The sequence below is a fragment of the Pseudomonas sp. B21-031 genome, from assembly GCF_024748985.1.
Lineage (GTDB): Bacteria > Pseudomonadota > Gammaproteobacteria > Pseudomonadales > Pseudomonadaceae > Aquipseudomonas > Aquipseudomonas kermanshahensis.
Map to the genome: position 1 here is coordinate 3,606,470 of NZ_CP087181.1, position 23,726 is coordinate 3,630,195.

General features: G+C 64.7%; 15 protein-coding genes and 1 pseudogene. 11 read left to right on the plus strand and 5 right to left on the minus strand.

All coding sequences use genetic code 11. The annotated features are described in order from the left end of the window. Window positions 1–27 precede the first annotated feature (27 nt). From LOY53_RS15860 to LOY53_RS15880, 5 genes are read left to right on the plus strand one after another with little or no spacing between them, the layout of a single operon-like run. The gene (locus LOY53_RS15860; RefSeq protein ID WP_252824782.1) at window positions 28–450 is read left to right on the plus strand and encodes a nuclear transport factor 2 family protein; all 423 of its coding nucleotides are present in this window, start codon (window positions 28–30) and stop codon (window positions 448–450) included. Then, a complete protein-coding gene (locus tag LOY53_RS15865) occupies window positions 447–1,199 on the plus strand; it encodes an SDR family NAD(P)-dependent oxidoreductase (protein WP_258702951.1) in 753 nt (250 codons plus the stop codon). Before LOY53_RS15860 ends, LOY53_RS15865 begins: the two co-directional genes overlap by 4 nt. Window positions 1,200–1,205: 6 nt before the next feature. After that, window positions 1,206–2,453, plus strand: a complete 1,248-nt coding sequence (locus tag LOY53_RS15870; protein ID WP_252824785.1) for an NAD(P)/FAD-dependent oxidoreductase — start codon at window positions 1,206–1,208, stop codon at window positions 2,451–2,453. Then, entirely contained in the window at window positions 2,450–3,259 is an 810-nt protein-coding gene (locus tag LOY53_RS15875) for a DUF1365 domain-containing protein (RefSeq protein WP_258702952.1), read from the plus strand. Before LOY53_RS15870 ends, LOY53_RS15875 begins: the two co-directional genes overlap by 4 nt. Further along, window positions 3,234–4,493 (plus strand): cyclopropane-fatty-acyl-phospholipid synthase family protein, encoded by a 1,260-nt coding sequence (locus tag LOY53_RS15880; RefSeq protein ID WP_252824789.1) that lies wholly within the window; start codon window positions 3,234–3,236, stop codon window positions 4,491–4,493. The genes LOY53_RS15875 and LOY53_RS15880 overlap by 26 nt, the downstream gene beginning before the upstream one ends. A 141-nt stretch (window positions 4,494–4,634) precedes the next feature. Here LOY53_RS15880 and LOY53_RS15885 read toward each other — a convergent pair whose 3' ends face one another. After that, window positions 4,635–5,363 (minus strand): sensor histidine kinase KdpD, encoded by a 729-nt coding sequence (locus tag LOY53_RS15885; RefSeq protein WP_252824791.1) that lies wholly within the window; start codon window positions 5,361–5,363, stop codon window positions 4,635–4,637. A gap of 152 nt (window positions 5,364–5,515) precedes the next feature. Between LOY53_RS15885 and LOY53_RS15890 the strand changes: the two genes are divergently transcribed. The 5 genes from LOY53_RS15890 (at window position 5,516) to LOY53_RS15910 (ending at window position 19,353) form a co-directional block, all read left to right on the plus strand. Beyond that, window positions 5,516–14,140, plus strand: coding sequence for a GH36-type glycosyl hydrolase domain-containing protein (locus LOY53_RS15890; RefSeq protein ID WP_258702953.1), 8,625 nt, complete (start codon window positions 5,516–5,518; stop codon window positions 14,138–14,140). 76 nt (window positions 14,141–14,216) lie between these two features. Further along, window positions 14,217–14,948, plus strand: a complete 732-nt coding sequence (locus LOY53_RS15895) for a Crp/Fnr family transcriptional regulator (protein WP_258702954.1) — start codon at window positions 14,217–14,219, stop codon at window positions 14,946–14,948. Window positions 14,949–15,348: 400 nt separating this feature from the next. Beyond that, complete coding sequence (locus tag LOY53_RS15900; protein ID WP_099454554.1) at window positions 15,349–15,870, plus strand: sigma-70 family RNA polymerase sigma factor; 522 nt, start codon at window positions 15,349–15,351, stop codon at window positions 15,868–15,870. Further along, window positions 15,867–16,841, plus strand: coding sequence for a FecR domain-containing protein (locus LOY53_RS15905; protein ID WP_258702955.1), 975 nt, complete (start codon window positions 15,867–15,869; stop codon window positions 16,839–16,841). The genes LOY53_RS15900 and LOY53_RS15905 overlap by 4 nt, the downstream gene beginning before the upstream one ends. 151 nt (window positions 16,842–16,992) lie before the next feature. Beyond that, window positions 16,993–19,353, plus strand: a complete 2,361-nt coding sequence (locus LOY53_RS15910; RefSeq protein ID WP_258704179.1) for a TonB-dependent siderophore receptor — start codon at window positions 16,993–16,995, stop codon at window positions 19,351–19,353. Window positions 19,354–19,566: 213 nt separating this feature from the next. Here the strand turns inward: LOY53_RS15910 and LOY53_RS15915 are convergent. Both LOY53_RS15915 and LOY53_RS15920 read right to left on the minus strand, forming a co-directional pair. After that, window positions 19,567–19,703 (minus strand): annotated as a pseudogene (locus tag LOY53_RS15915) (GNAT family N-acetyltransferase); the annotation flags it as partial. Next, a complete protein-coding gene (locus LOY53_RS15920; protein ID WP_258702956.1) occupies window positions 19,646–20,548 on the minus strand; it encodes a helix-turn-helix transcriptional regulator in 903 nt (300 codons plus the stop codon). The pseudogene LOY53_RS15915 and the gene LOY53_RS15920, both read right to left, overlap by 58 nt. Before the next feature lie 156 nt (window positions 20,549–20,704). Between LOY53_RS15920 and LOY53_RS15925 the strand changes: the two genes are divergently transcribed. After that, the gene (locus LOY53_RS15925; RefSeq protein ID WP_099454557.1) at window positions 20,705–21,256 is read left to right on the plus strand and encodes a GNAT family N-acetyltransferase; all 552 of its coding nucleotides are present in this window, start codon (window positions 20,705–20,707) and stop codon (window positions 21,254–21,256) included. Window positions 21,257–21,295: 39 nt separating this feature from the next. On the opposite strand, the gene LOY53_RS15930 is transcribed toward LOY53_RS15925, so the two are convergent. Together LOY53_RS15930 and LOY53_RS15935 are read right to left on the minus strand one after the other, a co-directional pair. Continuing rightward, on the minus strand, window positions 21,296–21,856 hold the full coding sequence (locus LOY53_RS15930; RefSeq protein WP_258702957.1) for a nucleotidyltransferase family protein: 561 nt from the start codon (window positions 21,854–21,856) through the stop codon (window positions 21,296–21,298). Between the two features lie 272 nt (window positions 21,857–22,128). Then, entirely contained in the window at window positions 22,129–23,622 is a 1,494-nt protein-coding gene (locus tag LOY53_RS15935; RefSeq protein WP_252824799.1) for an aldehyde dehydrogenase, read from the minus strand. Window positions 23,623–23,726 lie beyond the last annotated feature (104 nt).

Genomic DNA, 23,726 nt, shown 5'->3' on the forward strand with positions numbered 1-23,726 from the left:
AGAAAACTTTTTTGTACAGGAAAGTGAATGCACAGCTACCTGCAAACCTTCGCCGAACGCTTTGCCAGCCTCGATGCGCACACCCTCGACATGCTCGGCGACCTGTACAGCGAGGACGTGACCTTTCGCGACCCCCTGCACCAGCTCAACGGCTTGCCTGCGCTGCGGGGGTACTTCGCGCAGCTGTACGCGAACGTGCAGGAGGTTCGCTACACCTTCGAGGGTTACGACGAAGTGCAGCCGGGCCACGGCTACCTGCGCTGGACCTTGCACTTTCGCCACCCTCGCCTGGGCAATGGCGCGCTGATCAGCCTGCAAGGCTGCAGCCACTTGCGGTGGCACGAGCGGGTCCATTTTCATCAGGATTACTTCGACGCCGGTGCCCTGCTTTACGAGCACGTCCCGGTCATGGGCAGCGCGGTCCGCTGGCTCAAAGGCAGGCTGGCATGAGCCGCTGCTGGGTGACCGGTGCCAGCAGTGGCATCGGCGCGGCGCTGGCCCTGCGCTTGCTGGAGCAGGGGCACCAGGTGGCCTTGGGTGGCCGCCAGGCCGAGCGCCTGGCGCCGTTGGCGGCGCGGTTTGCGCAGCAGGCCATGCTGGTCATCGGCGATAACGACGAACCGGGCCAGGTCGCCAAAGTTGCCGAGCAGATCGAGCACGCCTGGGGCGCACTCGACCTGGTGATCCTCAACGCGGGCACCTGCGAATACCTGGAACCGGGGCACTTCGACCCGGCGCTGGTCGAACGGGTGATGCGCACCAACCTGATCGGCACCAGCCACTGCCTTGCCGCTGCCCTGCCCTTGCTGCGCCGTGGCCAGCGCCCGCACCTGGTGGTGGTTGGCAGCTCGGTGAGCTGGCTGGCCCTGCCCCGTGCCGGCGCCTATGGCGCGTCCAAGGCGGCCTTGCGTTACCTGGTGGAGTCGCTGCGCATGGACCTGGTCCGCGAGGGCATTGATGTCACCCTCGTCAGCCCTGGCTTCGTCGACACGCCCTTGACCCAGCGCAACGACTTCCCCATGCCACAGCGCTGGAGCGCCGAGCGCGCCGCCGGGCACATCGTCGCGCGCCTGGCCAAACGCCCGCTGGAAATCAACTTCCCCGGCGCTTTCACCTGGGTGTTGCGCCTGCTCGGTGCATTGCCGGTGCGCTGGCGTCTGCAGCTAGGCCAACGCCTGGCACGAAACCCACGGGAATAGCACGCCATGCGCATCGCAATCATCGGCAGCGGTATCGCTGGCCTCACCTGTGCCCACTTGCTCGCACGCCAGCATGCGCTGACGGTGTTCGAGGCGGCTGACTGGGTGGGTGGCCACACCCACACGGTCGACGTGAACTGGGGCGGCCAGCAGTATGCGCTAGACACGGGGTTCATCGTCTTCAACGACTGGACTTACCCGCATTTCATTCGCCTGCTCGAACACCTGGGGGTGGCTTCGCGGCCGACCCAGATGAGCTTTGCGGTGCATGACCCCGCCAGTGGCCTGGAGTACAACGGCCATAACCTCGACACCTTGTTCGCCCAACGGCGCAACCTGTTGTCACCTGCGTTCTGGGGCATGCTGCGCGACATCCTGCGCTTCAATCGCCAAGCCCTGGCCGACCTGGACAACCGGCGCATCGAAGAGGACACCACGCTGGGCAGCTACCTGCGCACACACGGCTATGGGCGGCGCTTCATCAACCACTACATCGTGCCCATGGGCTCGGCGATCTGGTCGATGTCACGCGCCGACATGCTGGGCTTTCCGCTGCAGTTTTTCGTGCGTTTTTGTCGCAACCACGGTTTGCTGTCGGTCAACCAGCGCCCGCAATGGCGGGTGATCGAAGGTGGCTCGCGCAGCTACGTGGCACCGTTGTGCCAACCCTTTGCCGAGCGTATCCGACGCAACTGCCCTGTGGCCCGGGTGATCCGTGACCCCGACGGCGTGACTGTGATCAGCGCTGCCGGTACCGAGCGCTTCGACAAGGTGGTGTTCGCCTGCCACAGCGACCAGGCCCTGGCCCTGCTGGCAACACCCAGTGCGGACGAGCGCGCGGTGCTGGGTACCCTCACCTACGCCAGCAACGATGTGGTGCTGCACACCGACACTCGCCTGCTACCGCGTCGGCGTAAAGCCTGGGCCAGCTGGAACTATCGGCTGGGCGGCGCCGAGCAGGCACCTGCGGCACTCACCTACAACATGAACATCCTGCAGGGCATCGACGCCCCGGTCACCTTCTGCGTGAGCCTCAACCAGACCGCACAGATCGACCCGGCGCAGGTGCTCGCTCGCTTCAGCTACAGCCACCCGCAGTACAGCCTCGCGGCCTTGGCTGCACAGGCCCGCCAAGGCGAATTGCAGGGCCGCCAGCACAGTTACTACTGCGGTGCCTACTGGGGCAACGGCTTCCATGAAGACGGCGTGCTCAGCGCGTTGAAAGTGGCAGAATACTTCGGAGAGCGCTTGTGAACAGCAGCCTGTGTCATGGCTGGGTCAGCCATCGGCGGCTGACCCCGCGACACCATGCATTCCGCTACCGGGTCGGCATGTTCTACCTAGACCTGGACGAGCAATCACACTGGCGCGGCCTGTCGCGCTGGCTCGCGCGCTCGCGGCTGGCACCCTTGTGCTGGCGGGAAACCGACTACCTCCCCGCACTGACCGCGCGCGGCATACCGTTGGCCCAGGCCGCCCGCCAGCTGGTCGGCCAAGCAACCGGCCACCCCCCCGAAGGCGCGGTGCACCTGCTCACGCAACTGCGCTGCTGGGGGCTGTCGTTCAACCCGGTGAGCGTCTACTTCTGCCATGACCGCGACGGCCACCTGGTGGCGATACTGCTGGAGGTCCGCAATACACCTTGGCGGCAGCGCCACCACTACGTGCTGCCGGTGCAAGACGGCCAGCCCAACTCATTTAGCCTGGCCAAGGCGTTTCATGTGTCGCCATTCATGCCGCTGGACATGGACTACCGCCTGCGCTTCGTGCTCGACGGCCAGCGCGTGCACGTGCACATGGCGAACTGGCGCGAGGGGCACAAGGTATTCGAAGCCCACCTGGCGCTGCGCCGCGAACCGCTGGACCGGCCCGCCTTGCACCGCTACATCCTGAGCTTCCCGTGGATGAGCCTGCGCACAGTGTCTGCCATCTACTGGCAGGCCCTGCGCCTGCTGCTCAAGCGCACCCCCGTCTATAACCACACCGCCAGCCAGGGCGACCTGAGCCTTGGCCACGCCTGTAAGGAACCTGATCATGTCCGACCCCACACTGAGCGTTAGCAAGTCGGCCGGCCTGACGCCGGTGCTTGGCAGCCTGGCCCGGATGGCCGTGCTGGCGCAATTGCGGCGCTTGAGCCAAGGCTGCCTGCGTTTGATCTGCAATGACCAGCACTGGAACTTCGGTGACGCCGGCAGCGCGCTGTATGCCGAAGTCGAGATCGTCGATGACGCCGCCTGGAGCCTGATCGCCGGCAACGGTTCGATCGGCGCTGGGGAGGCTTATATCCATGGCTACTGGCGCACCCCCGACCTGGCGGCGGTAACCCGTCTGTTCGTGGCCAACCTGGACGTGCTGGATGCCCTCGAAGGTGGCCTGGCGCGCTTCGGCCGCCCGGCCCTGCGCCTGCTGCATCGCCTTAACCGCAACAGCCGACGCGGTGCGCGGCGCAACATCCTGGCCCACTACGACCTGGGCAATGCGCTGTTCGAACGGTTGCTCGACCCTACCCTGATGTATTCCGCGGCGCAGTTCGACAGCCCCGAGCAGACCCTGGAGCACGCCCAGTTGAACAAGCTGGAGAGCATCTGCCAGAAGCTTGAGCTCAAGCCCCACGACCACCTGTTGGAAATCGGCAGCGGCTGGGGCAGCCTGGCCATCCATGCCGCTACCCGCTTCGGCTGCCGCGTAACCACCACGACGCTTTCCGAGGCGCAGTACGCGCACACGCTGCAACGTGTGCAGGCGGCAGGCCTGGAGCAACGCATCACGGTACTGCGCGAGGACTACCGCGACTTGCAAGGGCGCTTCGACAAGCTGGTGTCGATCGAAATGATCGAAGCCGTCGGCCATCGTTACCTGCCCCTGTACTTTCGCCAATGCGCCGCGCTGCTCAAGGACGACGGCCTGATGCTGTTGCAAGCCATCACCATTCGTGACCAGCGCTACGAAAAGGCCCGGCGTTCGGTGGACTTCATCCAGCGCTACATCTTCCCCGGCGGCGCCCTGCCCTCGCTAAGCGTCCTGCTCGACACCGCCAGCCGTCATACGGCGCTGAACCTGGTGCACCTGGAGGACTTCGGCACCGACTATGCGCGCACCTTGCGCCATTGGCGCGACAACCTGCGCCATGCGCGCAACGCGTTGATGGAGTTGGGCTACGACGAAACCTTCCAGCGCCTGTGGGAGTTCTACCTGTGTTATTGCCAGGGCGGTTTCGAAGAGCGCGCCATTGGTGTAGCACAACTGCTATGGGCCGCCCCCCAGGCCCGCCGCGCGCCCCTGCCAGGCGCCTGACCAGGCAGGCAAAGGCCGCACATTACCCGGTAGGAGCAGCCTTGCGCTGCGAAGAGGCCAGCGAACATTACGAAGATCAACGGTGCTGTCTCCGGCCTCTTCGCAGCACAAGGCTGCTCCTACAAAGGGCAGGTCATGTGATCACTGCGGTGTCGGCATCGCCAGGGTGATGCAGAAGGTAGTACCCGCCTGCTCGGTCGATGTGACCGAAACACCACCGGCATGCGCCAGGGCTATCTGCCTGACAATAAACAGCCCCAGCCCGATGCTGCCAGCCTTTGCAGCCCGTTGCTGGCCGCGTACCAGCGGCTCGAACAGGCGCCCAAGCAGCTCGGCAGGGATGGGTATACCCCAATTGTGTACGCTGACCGTGGCTGCACGCCCGTAGCTGCGCGATGTCACTTGTATGGGCGCACCGCGCTCGCCATAGGCGACGGCATTGGCGACCAGGTTGCCGACGGCTTGATGGAGGCGGTCCTTGTCGAACAGGGCACTGCGCTCGCCCAAGTGCAGGTGAATCAAGGGGTAGTCGGGGCAGGTCAGGCGCAGCTCTTCCACGCACCTTGCAACGGCCTCTGACAGGTCGCACAGCACAGGATGCAGGGCGATGCCTCGCCCTTCTTGCAGCAACGTGTAATCCAGAAGGTCCGCCACCAGCCGCTGGGCCCGCGCCACCGAGTCGCTGATGGTGCCCAGGAGCTTGAGCGTATCGGCAGTGTGCTGGCGACGCGACAGCAACTCTGCAGCCATGCTCACGGCCTGCAGCGGTGTACGCAGGTCATGGCAGACCATGCCCAGCATCTGCTGGGGCGACACGGTCGGCTTGTACATCGGCGCCGGTAAAGGGGGCATCAGGGCGAGGGAAAGCACGGGGCAAACTCCTATGGCGGAACAGGTTCAACGGGAGGCAGGAGCAGCATGTGCCCTCTACCCGGGCGGGTCTGTTCGCTACCGTACAGACCCAGCCTGCCTGCCCCACGCACACTGCTTATCTACCGGTCAGCTCACGGCACCCGACACCCATGGACAACCCTTGGCTTCGCGCACTCAGCTACGTGCAACGCCTGGCCAACCGTGCCCGGCGTTGGCGCGCGCCACGGCACGCGTTCACCTACGAAAGCCTGCTGCGCTCGGAGCTGTACAGCGCCAAGCAACTGGCCGAGCACGGCACCTGGCTCGCCAGCCAGCACCGCTTGAGCCAGTTGCCTGCCGACGATTCGCTGCTCGACCGCCTGGCCGATAACGAACGCATGCTCTACGCAAGCTGTACCGCCCTCGCCGCCGCCCTGCCCGACTCACGCCCGACGCTGCCTGCCGCGCAGTGGCTGCTCGACAACTTCTACCTGGTCGAAAGCCATATCCGCATCGCCAAACGCCACCTGCCCAGCGATTACAGCCTGCAGCTGCCCCGGCTGGACAATGGCGCCTCTAGCGGCTTGCCGCGGGTCTATGACATTGCACTGGAAACCATCTGCCACGGCGATGGCCGGGTCGACGTCGAGAGCCTGAGCCACTTCGTCGAGGCCTATCAGCAAACCGCCACGCTGACCCTGGGCGAGCTCTGGGCGATCCCGATCATGCTGAGGCTGGCGCTGATCGAGAACCTGCGCCGTGTGGCCGCCCGGGTCATGGCCAACGGGGCGGACCGCGACCTGGCCAATGGCTGGGCCGACACCCTCAGCGAAACCGCCGAACGCGATGCCAAAAGCGTGGTGCTGGTGGTGGCCGACATGGCCCGCTCGGAGCCACCAATGACCGCTGCCTTCGTCGCCGAGCTGGCCAGGCGGCTGCAGGGCCACAGCAGCGCGTTGACCCAGCCACTGGCCTGGATCGAGCAACTGCTGGGCGAGTCGGCAATGAGCATCGAGCGCCAGGTGCAGCTCAATGCGCAACAACAGGCCATCGACCAGGTCTCCATCAGCAACAGCATCGGCAGCCTGCGGCTGCTGTCGACCGTAGACTGGCGGCTGTTCGTCGAACACCTAAGCCATGTCGAGCAAGTACTCGGCCTAGACCCCGCCGCCGTGTACGCCGCCATGGACTTCGCCAGCCGTGATCACTATCGGCACATCGTCGAACGGCTGGCGCGGCACAGCGCCTTCAGTGAAGAACAGGTGGCACACACCGCCATCGAACTGGCGCGTGCCGCAAGCGCGACGTCGCACCCACAGGCAGCCCATGTCGGCTATTACCTGGCAGGCGCTGGCCTGGCGTTGCTGGAACAGCGCCTGGGGGCGCGGGTGGCGCTTGCCGAGCGCTGGCAGCGCCTGTTGCACCGGGCACCGTTGGCGTTCTATCTGGTGCCGTCGGCGCTGCTCTCGTGCCTGCTGGCCTGGGGCTTCGTCGCGGGCATCGCTGCTGAGGGCTGGCCTGCCTGGGCAGTGGCAGCCATGGCCCTTCCCGTGCTGCTGACCACCAGCCGGCTTGCCATCGGCCTGGTCAACTGGCTGGTGACCCTGACCGTGAAGCCTGCGTTTCTGCCACGGCTGGACTACGCCGCGGGGATTCCCGTCGAGGCCCGCACCCTGGTCGTGGTGCCCAGCCTGCTGGGCAACGCGGACGACGTCGAAGAGCTGGTCGAAGGCCTTGAGGTGCGCTACCTGGCCAACCGTGATGACCACCTGCATTTCGCGCTGTTGAGCGACTTCATGGACGCCCCCACACAAACCCGCGCCGAAGACACCGCCCTGCTCGACCTCGCCAGTGACGGTATTGGTGCACTGAACACAAAATACGGTGAGCGCTTCTTCCTGTTGCACCGGCCGCGGCTGTGGAACCCCACCGAACGATGCTGGATGGGCCACGAGCGCAAGCGCGGCAAGCTCGCAGCGCTCAATGCCCTGCTGCGCGGACGCGGGGCCGAGCACTTCATGCGCATCGTCGGCGACCTGCGCACACTCGATCGGGTACGCTACGTCATCACCCTGGACACCGACACCCAGTTACCACGCGATGTGGCGCAGAAGTTCGTCGGTGCCATGCAGCACCCCTTGAACCGCGCCTGCTTCGATGCCGACAGCGGCCGAATCCAATCAGGCTACGCGATCCTGCAACCACGGGTCGGCATCAGCCTGCCCAGCGTGTCGCGCTCCCCCTATGCGCGCCTGTTCGGCAGCGATGCCGGGGTGGACCCTTACACCCTGGCGGTGTCGGACGTGTACCAGGACCTGTTCCTCAGTGGCTCCTTCATTGGCAAGGGCATCTACGCCGTGGATGCCTTCGAGCGGGCCCTGGAGGGGCGCTTTGCCGACAACCGTGTACTCAGCCACGACCTGATCGAAGGCTGCTACGCCCATGCCGGCCTGCTCAGTGACGTGCAGTTGTTCGAGGCGTATCCGGCGCGTTACAGCGCCGATGTAAAGCGCCGCCACCGCTGGATACGCGGCGATTGGCAACTGCTGCCGTGGCTGGTGCCGTGGTTGCGCACCGGCGTCGAAGGCCAGGCGCAGCGCCCGCTGAGCGCGCTGTCGCGGTGGAAGATCTTCGACAACCTGCGCCGCAGCCTGGAGCCGGCCGCGCTGCTGACGGCATTGCTGTGGGGCTGGTTGGCCAGCACCACGCCGCTGCTGTGGACCGTCGCGCTGCTGGGCCTGCTGCTGACCCGCCCACTGCTGGACACGCTGCTCGAACTGGTGCGCAAAACCACCGATGTGCCGCTGGCCGAGCACCTGCTTGCCGCCCTACACACCTCGGGCATCTACTTCGTGCGGGCCGGGTTGTCGCTGGCCTGGTTGCCGTTCGAAACCCGCTACAGCCTGGATGCCATCGCGCGCACGCTGTGGCGGCTGACCGTGAGCAAACGCCGGCTGCTGCAGTGGAACCCTTCGCGGGAGGATGAACGCAACAGTGCCGATACCCTGCAAGCGGTGTATCGCGAGCAATGGGTACAGCCCGCCCTGGTGCTGCTGCTGACGGGCGCCTTGGCGCAGCAGCCCAGTGTCCTGCTGCTGGCGTCGCCCATGCTTGCGCTGTGGCTGCTTGGCCCGGCCCTGGCCTGGTGGCTGAGCCGCACACGCGGGCGCAGCGTGTTTGCACCGCAGGCCCAGGACCTGCGCTTTCTGCACCGGCTGGCCAGGCGCAATTGGGCCTTCTTCGACCGCCATGTAGGCCCAGCCGACAACTGGCTGCCGCCCGACAACCTGCAGGAGCCGCCCTTCCCCAACATCGCCCACCGCACGTCGCCGACCAACATCGGCATGGCCCTGCTCTCGCACCTGGCGGCCCATGATTTTGGTTACCTGACGGCCGGCCGCCTGTTCCAGCGCCTGACCCAGATGCTCGACAGCCTGGACCACCTGGAGCGCTACAAGGGGCACTTCTACAACTGGTACGACACCCAGACCCGCGCGCCCTTGCACCCGCTGTACATTTCTGCGGTGGACAGCGGCAACCTGGCGGCCCTGCTGCTGACGCTGAAGCCCGGGCTGCTGGCGATGGCCGATACCCCCGTGCTTGACCGCCGCCTGAGCCAGGGCCTGCTGGACACGCTCGATATCCTGCACGAAACGTTCGCCACCGCAGGCCGGGCTGGCGAACCATTGGAAACGCTGGGCAAACAGCTGCGGCAAGCCCATGAGCAACCGGTCCCGTTGCCTGCCTCGTTGATGCAACAGCTCGCCGAGCAAGTACAAGGGCTGATCAAGCAATACGCCCCGCCCACTACTGAGGCCGATGATTGCCTGTTCTGGCTGGAGGCCCTGCATCAGCAGTGCCTGGACCTGGCTGGCGAACTGCACGCCTTGCAACTGCCACCCGGCAATGCGCCGGCGCTGCAGGCAGCGTTGAGCTGGCGCCAGCTTGCGCAGCTAGAGCCGGACCACTGGCCCGCCGACGAACGCCTGGCCGTGGCCACCGTCCGCACGCAAGCCTGCCAGCGCATCGAGCAAGCGCACAGCCTGGCGCAGCGGATCGCCGCCATGGCCAGCATGGACTTCAGCTTCCTCTACGACACCCAGCGCGACCTGTTCGCGATCGGCTACAACGCCGATGAACATCGCCTGGATACCGCGTTCTATGACTTGCTGGCCTCGGAAATGCGCCTGACCAACTTCGTGGTCATCGCCCAGGGCCAAGTCCCCCAGGCCAGCTGGTTTGCCTTGGGCCGGCTACTCACCAGCAATGCCGGCGTGCCGGTGCTGCTGTCGTGGTCGGGGTCGATGTTCGAATACCTGATGCCGCTGCTGGTGATGCCGAGCTACGAAGGCACCTTGCTCGACCAGACCTGCCGCGCCGCGGTCGAACGGCAGATCGACCACGGCAACCTGCTGGGCATCCCATGGGGCGTTTCTGAGTCGGCCTACAACGCCCTGGACGCTCACCTGAACTACCAATATCGGGCGTTTGGCGTACCCGGCCTGGGCCTCAAACGCGGCCTGGGCGAAGAACGCGTGGTCGCCCCCTACGCCAGTGCGCTGGCCCTGTTGGTAGCGCCGGGCGCCGCCTGCCGTAACTTGCAGCGCCTGAGCACCCTGGGGCTGGCTGGCCGCTTCGGGCTGTACGAAGCCATTGACTACAGCGAGGCGCGGCTCCCCCCGGGCCAGAGCGCCGTGGTGATCCGCTCGTTCATGGCTCATCACCAGGGCATGAGCCTGCTGGCCCTGACTTCCTTGTTGCTGGACAAACCCATGCAACGGCGCTTCACCTCCGACCCGCAATGCCAGGCCAGCCTGCTGCTGTTACAGGAACGCGTGCCGAAAACCGCCGCGCCGTACCTGCATACCCTGCAGGCACCGGCCGTGGACGCGGCAGGCCACGCAGGCGAAACCCGGCTACGGGTGTTCAGCGAACCGAATCGGCGCCACCCCGCCGTGCAACTGCTATCCAATGGCCGCTACCACGTCATGGTCAACCATGTCGGCAGTGGCTACAGCCAGCGCAATGGCTTGGCCGTGACCCGTTGGCGCGAAGACGCCACCCGCGATGACCTGGGCAGCTTCTGCTACCTGCGGGACGTCGCCAGCGGTGCATTCTGGTCAACCACCTACCAGCCCACGCGGCACCGCGGCAGTAATCAGGAGGCTATTTTCAGCGATGGCCGCGCCGAGTTCCGCATCCGTGAAAACGACTTCGACTGCCATACCGAAATAGCCGTGTCCCCCGAAGACGACATCGAACTGCGGCGCCTGCACCTGACCAACCACAGTGACCAGCCGCGCACCCTGGAGCTGACCAGCTACGCCGAAGTGGTGCTGGCACCGGCGCTCAGCGATGCCCTGCACCCGGCATTCAGCAAGCTGTTCGTGCAGACCGAACTGGTCCGCCCGCTGCAGGCCATCATCTGCACCCGGCGGCCGCGCTCGCAGCAGGACGCGGTGCCGTGGATGTGCCATGTGCTGGCCGTGCATGGCGCCGACATCGATGCGGTGTCTTACGAAACCGACCGTGCGCGTTTCATCGGCCGTGGTCGCACACTGATGGCCCCGGCGGCACTCGACCGCCACACCGAGGCCTTGTCCGACAGTGCCGGGGCAGTGCTCGACCCCATCGTGGCAATTCGCTGTCGCATCAGCCTGGCGCCTGGCCAGAAGGCCACGGTCGACCTGGTCACCGGCGTGACCGACAGCCGCGACGCCTGCCTGCAGCAGATTGCCAGGTACCGCGATCGGCACTTGGCCGACCGGGTGTTCGACCTGGCCTGGCCACACAGCCAGGTGCAGTTGCGACAGCTGAATGGGTCGCTCAACGATGCCCGGCTGTTCGAGCAGATGGCCGCGTCGGTGCTCTACCCCAACGCGGCGCTGCGGGCCAGCGGCGCCCTGCTGGCCCGCAACCGGCGTAGCCAGTCGGGCCTGTGGGGCCAGGGGCTGTCGGGGGACCTGCCGATCGTGCTGGTGCAGATTGCTGACCCGGCCAACCTGCACCTGGTCAAGCAAATGGTGCTCGCCCATGCCTATTGGCGACAGAAGGGTTTGGCGCTGGACCTGGTGATCTGGAACGAAGACCAGGCCGGCTACCGCCAGCAATTGCAGGAGCAGATCATGGGCATCGTCACCTCCGGCAGCGAGGCTGCGCTGCTCGATCGCCCCGGCGGGATCTTCGTGCGCCCGGCGCAGCAACTGTCGGCAGAGGACCGCACCCTTACCCTGTCGGTGGCGCGGCTGGTGCTCAGCGACAGCCACGGCACGCTGGCCGAGCAATTGCATCACCGCCACACGCCGCCAGCCCCCGCCGTGTTCGAGGCGACCTTGGCCTACCCCCCGAGCAAACCCGATAGCCGCTCGCTGGCAGACGCACCGGCGCGGGTGCTGGGCAACCGCTACGGCGGTTACAGCGCCGATGGCCGTGAGTACCTCATCGCCCAGGCTGATGGCCTGCCACCCCCGGCGCCGTGGGTCAATGTCCTGGCCAACCCACAATTTGGCAGCGTGTTGTCAGAGGCCGGCAGTGCCTATACCTGGTACGAGAACGCCCACGAATACCGCCTGACCCCTTGGCACAACGACCCGGTTTGCGACCCCAGCGGCGAAACCCTTTACCTGCGTGACGAAGACAGCGGGCAGTGTTGGTCGCCCACCCCGATGCCTTGCCCAGGCCCTGGCCGTTATCGCACCCGGCATGGCTTTGGCTACAGCGTTTTCGAATACGCCGACGACGGCCTGGACAGCGAGCTGTGGGTGTATGTCGCGCTGGATGCGCCGATCAAGTTCAGTCGGCTCAAGCTGCATAACCGCTCGACGCAGGCGCGACGGTTGTCGGTGACCTGCTTTGTCGAGTGGGTGCTGGGCGACCTGCGCAGCAAGTCGGCCATGCACGTGGTGACTGAAATCGACCCGGCCAGCGGCGCCGTGTTTGCCCGTAACCGCTATGCCGAGGCGTTTGCCCGGCATGTGAGCTTTGTCGATTGCGACCTGCCCTTGTATGGCATTACCTGTGACCGCAGCGAGTTCCTCGGGCGCAATGGCGACTATCAGGCCCCGGCAGGCCTGCGCCAGGCGCGGCTGTCCGGGCGCACAGGCGCCGGGCTGGACCCATGCACGGCCGTGCAGGTCAGCGTCCTGCTGCAAGCAGGCGAAAGCCGCGACGTGGTTTTCCGCCTGGGTGCCGGGCCAAACGCCGAGGCCGCCAGCCACTGCGTGCAGCAATACCGAGGGCTGCGCGCGGCCCTGGACGCCCTGGCGAAGGTCCAGGCCTACTGGCGCGACACCTTGGGCCGCGTGCAGATCGAAACCCCCGAGCCGTCCCTGGATGTGCTGGCCAACGGTTGGCTGCTGTACCAGGTGATTGCCTGCCGCTTCTGGGCGCGCAGCGGCTTTTACCAGTCCGGCGGCGCCATCGGTTTTCGCGACCAACTGCAAGACAGCATGGCCATGCTCCACGCCACCCCAGCCCTGGCCCGCCAGCACCTGCTGGCGTGCGCTGCGCACCAGTATGCCGAAGGCGATGTGCAGCACTGGTGGCACCCACCGCTGCAGCGCGGGGTGCGTACCCGCTGCTCCGACGACTTGCTGTGGCTGCCGCTGGCAACCAGCCGCTATGTGGCACTGACAGGCGACCACGCGGTGCTGGACGAGCCGGTCGGGTACCTGCAAGGGCGTGCGCTGAATGCCGGCGAAGAGTCCTATTACGACCTGCCCTCCCAGGCGAACCTGGTCGAGAGCCTTTACCAGCATTGCCAGCGTGCCCTCGGGCATGCCCTGCAATACGGGGTTCACGGCCTGCCGTTGATGGGCAGCGGGGACTGGAACGACGGCATGAACCGCGTCGGTGAACAAGGCCTGGGCGAAAGCGTGTGGCTGGGGTTCTTCGGCCACGAGGTGTTGCGGGCGTTCGCCAGCGTCGCCCTGAGCCACGGCGACAGCGCCTTCGCCCTGCAGTGCAGCCGCCAGGCCGCCACCCTTGCCGAGCACCTGGAGCAGCATGCCTGGGACGGTGGCTGGTACCGCCGCGCCTGGTTCGACGACGGCCAGGTGCTTGGTTCGGCCAGCAACCAGGAGTGCCGCATCGACTCGCTGGCGCAGAGCTGGGCAGTGCTGTCCGGGGTTGCCCCGCATGGACGGGCACGGGCCGCCATGGCCGCGCTGGACAAACACCTGGTGCGCCGCGACATCGGCATCGTCAAGCTGCTCGACCCACCCTTCGACCACGGCGACCTCGACCCCGGCTACATCAAAGGCTACCTGCCCGGCGTGCGCGAAAATGGCGGGCAGTACACCCACGCGGCCATCTGGGCGAGCATGGCCTATGCCAGCCTGGGCGATGCTGCCAAGGCCTGGGAACTGCTGCGCTTGATCAACCCGGTGCGCCAGGGCAGCAATGGGTTGATCGACACGTACAAGGTCGAGCCCTATGTGATGGCCGCCGATGTCTACGCCGTCGCCCCCCACGCAGGGCGGGGGGGCTGGAGCTGGTACACCGGCTCCGCTGGCTGGATGTACCGGCTGATCGTAGAGAGCCTGCTGGGCCTGCAACGCTGCGGGGACACCCTGCGGATTCAGCCGCTGCTGCCAGCGGACTGGCCCGGGTACACCCTGCACTACCGATTCGGCAGCACCCCGTATCGCATTGAAGTACGCAACGGCGCTAATGCCGAACTGACCCTGACCCTCGATGGCCAGCGGCTGGCCCAGGCGGTGCTGCCGCTGAAAGATGATGGCGTACTGCACCAGGTGATCGCCGAGTACCAGCCGTCCCCTTTGCCCATCAACTGACGGCCGACGGGTATGCAGCACGAGCCCGTGGGGGCTAACCTTGTTGCGACAACCGCTACCCCCGACGGTCCCGAGCATGCAACCCACCTCCAACCCCCGGCAAAATCACCTGTTGGCCGCGCTGACCGCGGACACGTTCGCCCGGCTGGAGCCGCACCTGGAACGGGTCAGCCTGCCCCTTGGCAAAGCGCTCTACGAGTCCGGCGACCCCCTGCGCCACGTCTACTTCCCCACCGATGCGATCGTCTCGTTGTTGTACGTAATGGAGAACGGCGCCTCGGCGGAAATCTCGGTGGTGGGCAATGAAGGGCTGGTTGGCATCGCCGTGTTCATGGGCGGAGAAAGCACCCCCAGCCGTGCGATCGTGCAAAGCGCCGGGCATGCCTATCGCCTGCCATGTCAGCGTTTGAAGGACGAGTTCAACCGCCATGGCGAACTGATGATGTTGATGCTGCGCTACACCCAGGCATTGATCACCCAGATGGCGCAAACGGCGGTGTGCAACCGGCATCATTCCATCGACCAGCAACTGTGCCGCTGGCTGCTGCTGTCGCTGGACCGCCTGCCGGGCGACCGGCTGTGCATGACTCAGGAACTGATCGCCAACATGCTGGGCGTACGCCGCGAAGGGGTGACCGACGCCGCTGGCAAACTGCAGCGGCTGGGGGTGATCGAATACAACCGGGGGCATATCAGGGTGCTCGACAGGGCACACCTGGAGCAGCTCAGTTGCGAGTGTTACGCGGTGGTCAGGAAAGAGACCGAACGCCTGCTTCCCTACCTGCCGCCTGTACGTCCTGCCGTTTAGCCAAGCGTTATGGCCTGATTTTCTGCTTCGGCTGATAGCTGTACCGCTCTGCCTCAGAGGCTCTTGACGGGTCGGGATGGCCGGAACCTCTTTGGCTTTCCGTCGGTGTCTGTGCCTCGGTATCGTCTTCATCTTTCCCGGTTGGCCAGTCTTCGCCGTGCCCTGGTTCGACAGCGGGGGCATCAGCCTCTGTGAAGCGCTTGCCAGTGGTCATACACACCTCTCAATGCTCAGAAGATCTGAGCTACAGCCAGTGTGCGCCTTCCCGGTGGGCAGCAGTTTTATATCGGACCAGAGACCGCCACGGCATTTGCCGCGCGCGCGTGTTGCAGGGGTGCCCAAGCCGTATATATGATAAGCATTATCGTTTGCAACAATGACCCTGCGGCGGCCGCACTCCATGCTCCCTTCCCCTGATCCCCTTCTGTGCGATGTGGCCCTGCTCTATCGCCAGCAACACAGCTGGCTGACGCGCTGGCTAAGGCTGCGGCTGAACTGCTCGCAAAGCGCAGCGGACCTAGCGCAAGACACCTTCCTGCGCCTGTTGAACAAACAACACGTGCCACAGTTGCATGCACCCCGCACCTTCCTGGCCAAGGTGGCGCAGAGCGTCTTGTGCAACCATTTTCGCCGGCAAAAACTCGAACGTGCCTACCTCGAAGCGCTGGCGACACTGCCCGAACAGGTTGCGCCCAGCCTGGAAACCCAGGCAATCCTGCTGGAAACCCTGATCGCCCTCGACGCCGCCCTCGACGGCCTGGAGCGCCCAGTGCGCGAAGCGTTCCTGCTGTCGCAGGTGGATGGCCTGGGGCACGCGGACATTGCCGAGCGGCTGGCCGTGTCGATTACCACGGTGAAGCGCTACATCGTCAAGGCAGGCGCCCTGTGCATCATGCTCGATCACAGCCTGGACCTGCCATGAACGGCCAGGGCTCAGCGTCGATCCCCGGCGAGGTGGCCGAGCAGGCCATGCAGTGGCACCTCGAACTGCAAGAGCCGGCCGTCAGCGCTGCCACCCTGGCCGCCTGCATGAGCTGGCGCCAGGCGCACCCGCTGCACGAGCACGCCTGGCAACGGACCCAGGTGTTCGCCCAACGCATGCAGGACATGCGCAGCCCAGGCCAACGCCCCTTGGCCCACGCGGCGCTGCGCCAGCAGCCGTCGCGGCGCACGGCGCTCAAGCAACTGTCGCTGTTGATGGCCGCAGGTGTCGGCGCCTGGTACCTGAAAGACGCCGCGCTGGTACAAGACTGGCGTACGGACTACCACAGCCGCATCGGCGAGCAACGGCGCTTGACGCTAGCCGATGGCACCCAGGTACAGCTGAACACCGACAGCGCCCTTGATGTGGCGTTCGACCATCAGGCACGCCGCTTGCGGTTGCTGCGCGGCGAGGTGCTGATCAGCCGCTCGCCCCGCGCCGATAGCCGGCCACTGTGGGTGGACACCGTGCATGGCCGTCTCGCATCGACACTGGCGCAGTTCAATGTGAGGCTGCACGCCGAGCTCACCCAGGTCAGCGTGTATCAGGGCAGCTTGTCGGTGCAACCGGCCTTGCAGCCCCCTCCGCCCCTTCTGCTGAGTGCCGGGGAGCAGGCCAGCTTCAGCCGCCAGGGCATATTCGACCGTCAGCCCGTGCCCCCCGTTGCCCCTGCCTGGAGCCAAGGCATGCTGGTTGCCCAAGGCCAACGCTTGGCGGCCTTTCTCGACGACGTCGGCCGCTATCGCCGCGGGCACCTCGCCTGCGACCCCGCCTTGGCGGACCTTCGTGTGTCAGGCACATTCCCGCTGGATAACACCGAAAAAATCATCACCGCAGTGGCGGACACCTTGCAGCTCGACGTGCAGCATTTCACCCGCTACTGGGTGACGTTGAAGCCGCGCATGGCCTGACGAAAAAAAAGTTACACAGAGGTGGTCCGATTTCGCGTCTCACGAGACTTAACCCTCAGCACTTCAAATCAATGGGGGAACACTCGTGAATCGCACCGCACGCAAACGCCAGGGCTGGCAGTTATCGGTCACGCAAAAACTCGCCGGCGCAGTGGTCCAGGGCATCGCTTGCATCAGTGCAAGCGCCCCGCTGCTGCTGACGCCCAGCTTGGCCACGGCAACCGAGCAGGCGCAGGCCGATTTCGATATCGCTGCTGGCCCACTGGCGCCCGCATTGGCCCGCTTTGGCCAGACCGCGCACATTCTGCTGTCTTACCCCACGGCATTGACCGAGGACCGCAGCACCAGCGGCTTGCAGGGCCGTTTCGATGTCGACCAGGGCCTGGCGATGCTGCTCGCTGGCACTGGGCTTGAAGCCAGCCGCGGCGTCAACGGCAACTATTCGCTGCAAGCCACTGCCACCGGGGCCCTGGAGCTGAGCGCGGTGTCCATCTCTGGCAAGGCGCCGGGCTCGACCACCGAAGGCAGCGGGCTCTACACCACCTATTCGTCGAGCAGCTCCACGCGCCTCAACCTTACCCCTCGCGAGACCCCGCAATCGCTGACCGTGATGACCCGCCAGCGCCTGGATGACCAGCGCCTGACCAACCTCACCGACGCGCTGGAAGCCGCGCCAGGCATCACCGTGGTTCGCGATGGCCTGGGCTCGGAGAGCGATTCGTACTGGTCGCGTGGGTTTGCCATCCAGAACTACGAGGTCGACGGCGTGCCGACCAGTACCCGCCTGGACAACTACTCGCAAAGCATGGCGATGTACGACCGCATCGAAATCGTGCGCGGCGCCACCGGCCTGATCAGCGGCATGGGCAACCCCTCGGCGACGATCAACCTGATCCGCAAGCGCCCCACCGCCGACGCCCAGGCCAGCATCACCGGCGAAGCGGGTAACTGGGACCGCTACGGCACCGGTTTCGATGTGTCCGGGCCGCTGACCGAAACCGGCAACGTGCGGGGGCGCTTCGTCGCCGACTACAAAACCGAAAAAGCCTGGATTGACCGCTACAACCAGCAATCGCAGCTGATGTATGGCATCACCGAATTCGACCTCAGCGAAGACACCTTGCTGACCGTGGGCTTCAGCTACCTGCGCAGCGACATAGATTCACCGCTGCGCTCCGGCCTGCCTACGCGTTTCTCGACAGGTGAACGTACCAACCTCAAGCGCTCGCTCAATGCCGCGCCAAGCTGGTCGTACAACGATCACGAGCAAACCAGCTTCTTCACCTCCATCGAGCAGCAACTGGGCAACGGCTGGAGCGGCAAGGTCGAGCTCACCCATGCCGAGAACAAATTCGACGAGCTGTTCAACTTTGCCATGGGTGAGCTGAGCCCGGAGGGCAGCGGCCTGGCCCAGCTGCCCGTGCGTTTTTCCGGCACCCCGCGCCAAGACAACCTCGACCTGTACGTCACCGGCCCGTTCAGCCTGTTCGGGCGTGACCATGAGTTGATTACCGGCATGACCCTGTCCCAATACCGGGAAAACACCCCAAGCTGGGGCGGCTGGCGCTATGACTACGCCGGCTCGCCAGCGGGCGTGATCGACAACCTGTTCACCTGGGACGGCAAGTCTGCCAAGCCGGACTTCGTCGAAAGCGGCAAGTCATCGATTGACGAAGACCAGTACGCGGCGTATCTGACCTCGCGCTTCAGCGTGACCGACGACCTTAGCCTGATACTCGGCAGCCGCCTGATCAACTGGAAGCGCGACTCTTCGGACAGGCCGTATGGCGGCGCCGAAACCGAAGTGAACCGTGAGGAAAACGGCGTATTCATCCCTTATGCCGGCGTGGTCTACGACCTCGACGACACCTGGTCGCTGTACGCCAGCTACACCAAGATCTTCAACCCGCAGGGCTCGTGGGTCACCGACGAGAGCAACAAGCCGCTCGACCCGATGGAAGGTGTCGGCTACGAGATCGGCATCAAGGGCACCCACCTCGATGGCAAGCTCAACTCGAGCCTCGCGGTGTTCAAGCTGGAGCAGGACAACCTGGCCATCTGGCAACACGACAACGTCTACAGCGCTGAACAGGACACCACCTCCAAGGGCATCGAACTGGAGCTGAACGGCGAGCTGGCCGAAGGCTGGCAAGCATCCGCCGGTTATGCCTATTCGGTGACCACTGACGCCGACGACCAGCGCATCAACACCAACCTGCCGCGCAACAGCTTCAAGACCTTCACCAGCTACCGGTTGCACGGGCCACTGGACAAGATCACGGTCGGCGGTGGGGTGAACTGGCAGAGCAAGGTCGGCGCCGACCTGCACACCTTCAGCCAGGGCAGCTACGCGGTCACCAACCTGATGGCTCGCTATGACATCAACCAGCACGTGAGTGCATCGGTGAACCTGAACAACGTGTTCGACCGCGAGTACTACAGCCAATCCGGCCTGTACGGCGTTTATGGCACGCCACGCAATGTGATGACGAGCTTCAAGTACAGCTTCTGATTCGAGCCACAGACGCGTCAAATCTCCGCTCAACCCCAAGCCCGGTCGGAGCAGCCTTGAGCTGCGAAGAGGCCCGTGACAACAACGAAGATTGATGGTGTTGTCACGGGCCTCTTCGCAGCACAAGGCTGCTCCTACAGGGGGGTGCGTCCCCGGCAAGTGCGCCTATGTGTGCAAGGAGAACGGGGCGTTGGGTAACGGCACCGCTAAAAATCAGGGTAGTTGCTTCTCCATCGGCTGATAGACCAGCCCGGCAAACTCGCCCACGTCGCCTGCGCCAGTGCCGCGTTCATCAGGCGCGTACCAATGCCCTGGCGCTGCCAGCCCGGTGCGACGAGCCTGGTCGCGATCCGTTCGGCTCATGCGAGTGGCTGCGATAGTAGGACAACGAAACCCCCGTCTGGCGTTTGAAATACCGGCACAAATACGACGCGTCGGCGAAGTTGAGCGTGTCCGCGATTTGCCCAATCGCCAGGCTACTGTATGAAAGCAGTGCCTTGATTTCCAAGGTCACCTGGCGGTCAATCAGGCCTTTGGGGGTGTCATTGAAAAAAGCCTTGCTGAGCTGCGACAGATAATACGGCGTGATCGTCAGCGCATCGGCATAAAACTTCACCTCTCGGTGGCGCATGCAGTGTTTGCCTATCAACTCCCAGAAACGCCAACTGAGTGTTTCCTGGCGGCTGAATTGCCGGCCCGCCTGGTACTGCGCCGGAAGTTGCTCGGCGATCTTCAGAAACAGGTTTTGCAGGTGATTTCTGAGCATGATGTGCTGGTACGTGGGGCAGCGCTGCGCAATGTCCCGCATGTGCGCCAACCAGCCCGCCAGCAGCGGCCTGTCAGCATTGGCCGGTACGCAGTGTGGGTGGTCATGCAAAAAAACGAACAAGGGGTTGGGCAGCTGGTAAGCCACCTCGGCAGCGAAGCTTTTGGGCATCAAGCAAAAAAATACCCTGAAACTGCGTGAGCGACGTTTGAGCAACGCGATCGTGTCCTCGGCCAACACCATCACATCACCACGCCTGACCGCCTGGTCCTGGAAGTTGAACGCGAAGGCGGCACTGCCGGACAAGCACACCAGCAGCGTTATGTAGGCATGGCCGAAAGACAGCGGCACGCCTACCCCTTCGGCGAGTGTAGTGTCCCCCAAACGGGGCGGATCGCCCGGTGTAACCAGTTTCGGAATGTGCTGCATGGTGGCTCAACGCTGCCCGTTTAAACTGCGCAAAGCTTATCACCGCTCGCTGATGAAGTTTCGAAAAGTACCGAAACTGCCGAGGTACTGACGTGTACCCATCAAGCGCCGCGCACTACCCTGTGACGCCCGAGTAACCCAGGATGAGTACCGGACATGCGACTTGAAACACAACGGCTGCGGCTGCGCCCTTGGCAAGAAACAGATGCCGCTGACTTATACGAATACGCCAAGGACGACCGCGTTGGCCCTGTCGCGGGGTGGCCACCGCACACCAGCGTTGCGCACAGTGCCGAGGTCATCCGCACCGTGTTCAACCACCCCGAGGTGTATGCCGTCGAACTGAAGGAGAACGGCCGTGCAGTGGGGTGTGTGGGCATTCTGATAGGCGGCAACAGCCACTTCGAGATCAGCGAGCAGGAAGGCGAAATCGCCTACTGGATCGGCGTGCCGTACTGGGGCAAAGGCCTGATTCCCGAAGCCGTACGTGAAGTGATGCGGCACGGGTTTGAAACCCTGAAGCTCAAGGCGCTCTGGTGTGGCTATTTCGCTGACAACACCCAGTCTTTTGTTGCCCAATCGAAGTGCGGGTTCCGTCATCACCACACCGAAGAAAACAAATACAACCCGTTCCTCCAGGATTACCGAACCGAACACATCAGCTGCATCACTTACGCGCAGTGGCTCACGCCGGCTGACCACCCGTGACGGGCGCACTGACAGCCAGGTGTGATGTGCGGTGATCGCTTAGCCAACCACTTTCAACCACGGCCAGCGCTCCCGGTAGCTGGCCGCTTTTTGCTCGAACAACGCAGGTTGCAGGTTCAATGGGTTGGGCCTTAGCAGGTCGTGCTGAAGATCATCCAGGCCATGGGTGCTGTAGAGCACGCCGGTGTAGACATCTATGCCCAGGCAGGTCGAGCTGATCAGGTAGCGGTCGATGCCATCGGTTACCCGTTGCAATGCCGGGTAGGTGGTGCCGAACTTCGAGGCGTACCACAGGTGAACACGGGCCTGGTTGCGCACCTCGACATTGACGCCAAGGTGCGCGCAGGCCTGCTGAACCCGTGCGATCACCCGGTCTTCGGCCTCCCACGACAGGTCTTCATCGAAGTAGGCAATGTCGTAATCCTTGATGCCCCACGCTGCCGGTTGCCCAGAGCGATGGTTCCAGAAAGCCTGGAACAGGCACCCCGCTGTCAGCATGCAGTGCGGTATATCCAGCGCCGGCAACAGTGACAGCAAGGCCCGGTTGATGGGGTTTTCCTGGGCATTGGCCAGTACCTGCGCGTGGGTCAGTGGCTGCATCGTTACCTCCCGGGTGTTTACGGGGCTGACGATAAGCCTACCTGAGCGTCAAGACATTCGCACTGCGCTCGGCGGCGCGAGGTGATCATCATCGAAGGGGAGTTGAGCTGACTGCCCTACCCTTCAGCCATGCGCGGTCGTGGTAGGAGCAGCCTTGTGCTGCGAAGAGGCCGGTGATAACACAGTAAATCTTCAGTGCTATCACCGGCCTCTTCGCAGCACAAGGCTGCTCCTACACCGGGCGCGCGTGGCTGGGGTACGCAGTCCGCTTTTCAAGCGCGCAACTGATACCAGGTGGTCTTGAGCTGTGAGTACTTGTCGAACGAATGCAGGGACAGGTCGCGACCAAACCCCGACTGTTTGCCACCCCCAAACGGCACCGTGACATCCAGCGCATCCACCGTGTTGACCGAAACGGTGCCCGCCTTCAACGCCCGCGCGACGCGATGCACCTGGTTGAAGTCGTCGCTCCACACCGACGCTGCCAGGCCGTAGACACTGTCGTTGGCCAGGCGCACGGCCTGCTCTTCGGTGTCGAACGCGCTGACCGCCAGCACCGGGCCGAACACTTCCTCCCGGGCCAGGCTCATGCTGCCATCGACGCCGGCAAAAATGCTCGGTTCGATGTAGTTGTCCGAGCCGTCAATGGTGAGGCGCCGGCCACCGCACACTAGCTGGGCGCCCTGCGCGTGCGCACGGTCGATGGCGGCCTTGATGCGACCGGTCTGCTCGGCATCGACGATGGCACCCGCGCGGCTTGCCGGGTCGAGTGGGTTGCCGGGCATCCACTGGCGGGCCTTGGCTTGCAGGCGCTCGATGAACGCATCGTGGATCGAGCGCTGCACATACAGGCGCGAGTTCGCCGAACACACTTCACCTTGGTTGAAGAAAATGCCGAACGCCGCCTTTTCCGCGGCCAGGTCCAGGTCCTGGCAGGTGTCGAACACCAGGTTCGGGCTCTTGCCGCCACACTCCAGCCAGACCTGCTTGAGGTTTGACTGCGCCGAGTACTGCATGAAGTACTTGCCTACCTGGGTGGAGCCGGTGAACACCAGGCAGTCGACGTCGGGGTGCAGCCCCAGCGCCCGGCCCGCATCTTCGCCCAGGCCCGGCACGACATTGAGCACGCCCTCCGGCAAACCGGCCTCCAGCGCCAGTTGCCCCAGGCGCAGCGCCGAGAACGGCGATTGCTCGGCGGGCTTTAGTACCACGCTGTTGCCGGCAGCCAGCGCCGGCGCAAGCTTCCAGGCCGCCATGTCGAGCGGGAAGTTCCACGGCACCACGGCGGCGACCACGCCCAGCGCTTCGCGGGTGATGGTGGCAAGCGCGTTGGGCGCGGTGGGCGCTACCTGGTCGTACAGTTTGTCCAGTGCCTCGCCGTACCAGGCAAAGACATGCGCCGAGCCGGGGACGTCGATGGTGTAGGCATCCATGACCGGCTTGCCCATGTTCAGCGAGTCCAGCAGCGCGAGTTCTTCGCGGTTGGCCATAATCAGCTCGGCCAGGCGCAGCAGCACCTTCTTGCGCTCAACCGGGGCCATGCGCGACCACGGGCCTTGCTCGAAGGCACGGCGTGCGGTGGCCACCGCCAAGTCGACTTCAGCCTGACCACAAGCGGCGACCTGCGCCAGTACCTGCTGGGTGGCCGGGTTGATGGCGGCGAACGTGGCGCCGCTGTTAGCGCTCACCTGCTGGCTGCCGATCAGGGCCTTGTCGAGCAAACGCAGGCCTGCAGCGCGCGTTTGCCAATAATCGAGACTGTCCATTTGCATTGCCTAAGAATGTATTGGATTGTGGGCTGCGGTGCAGCCCATTCGCGGCGCAAGGCCGCTCCCACAGAAGACCCGCGTGCACTTGTGGAAGCGGGCCT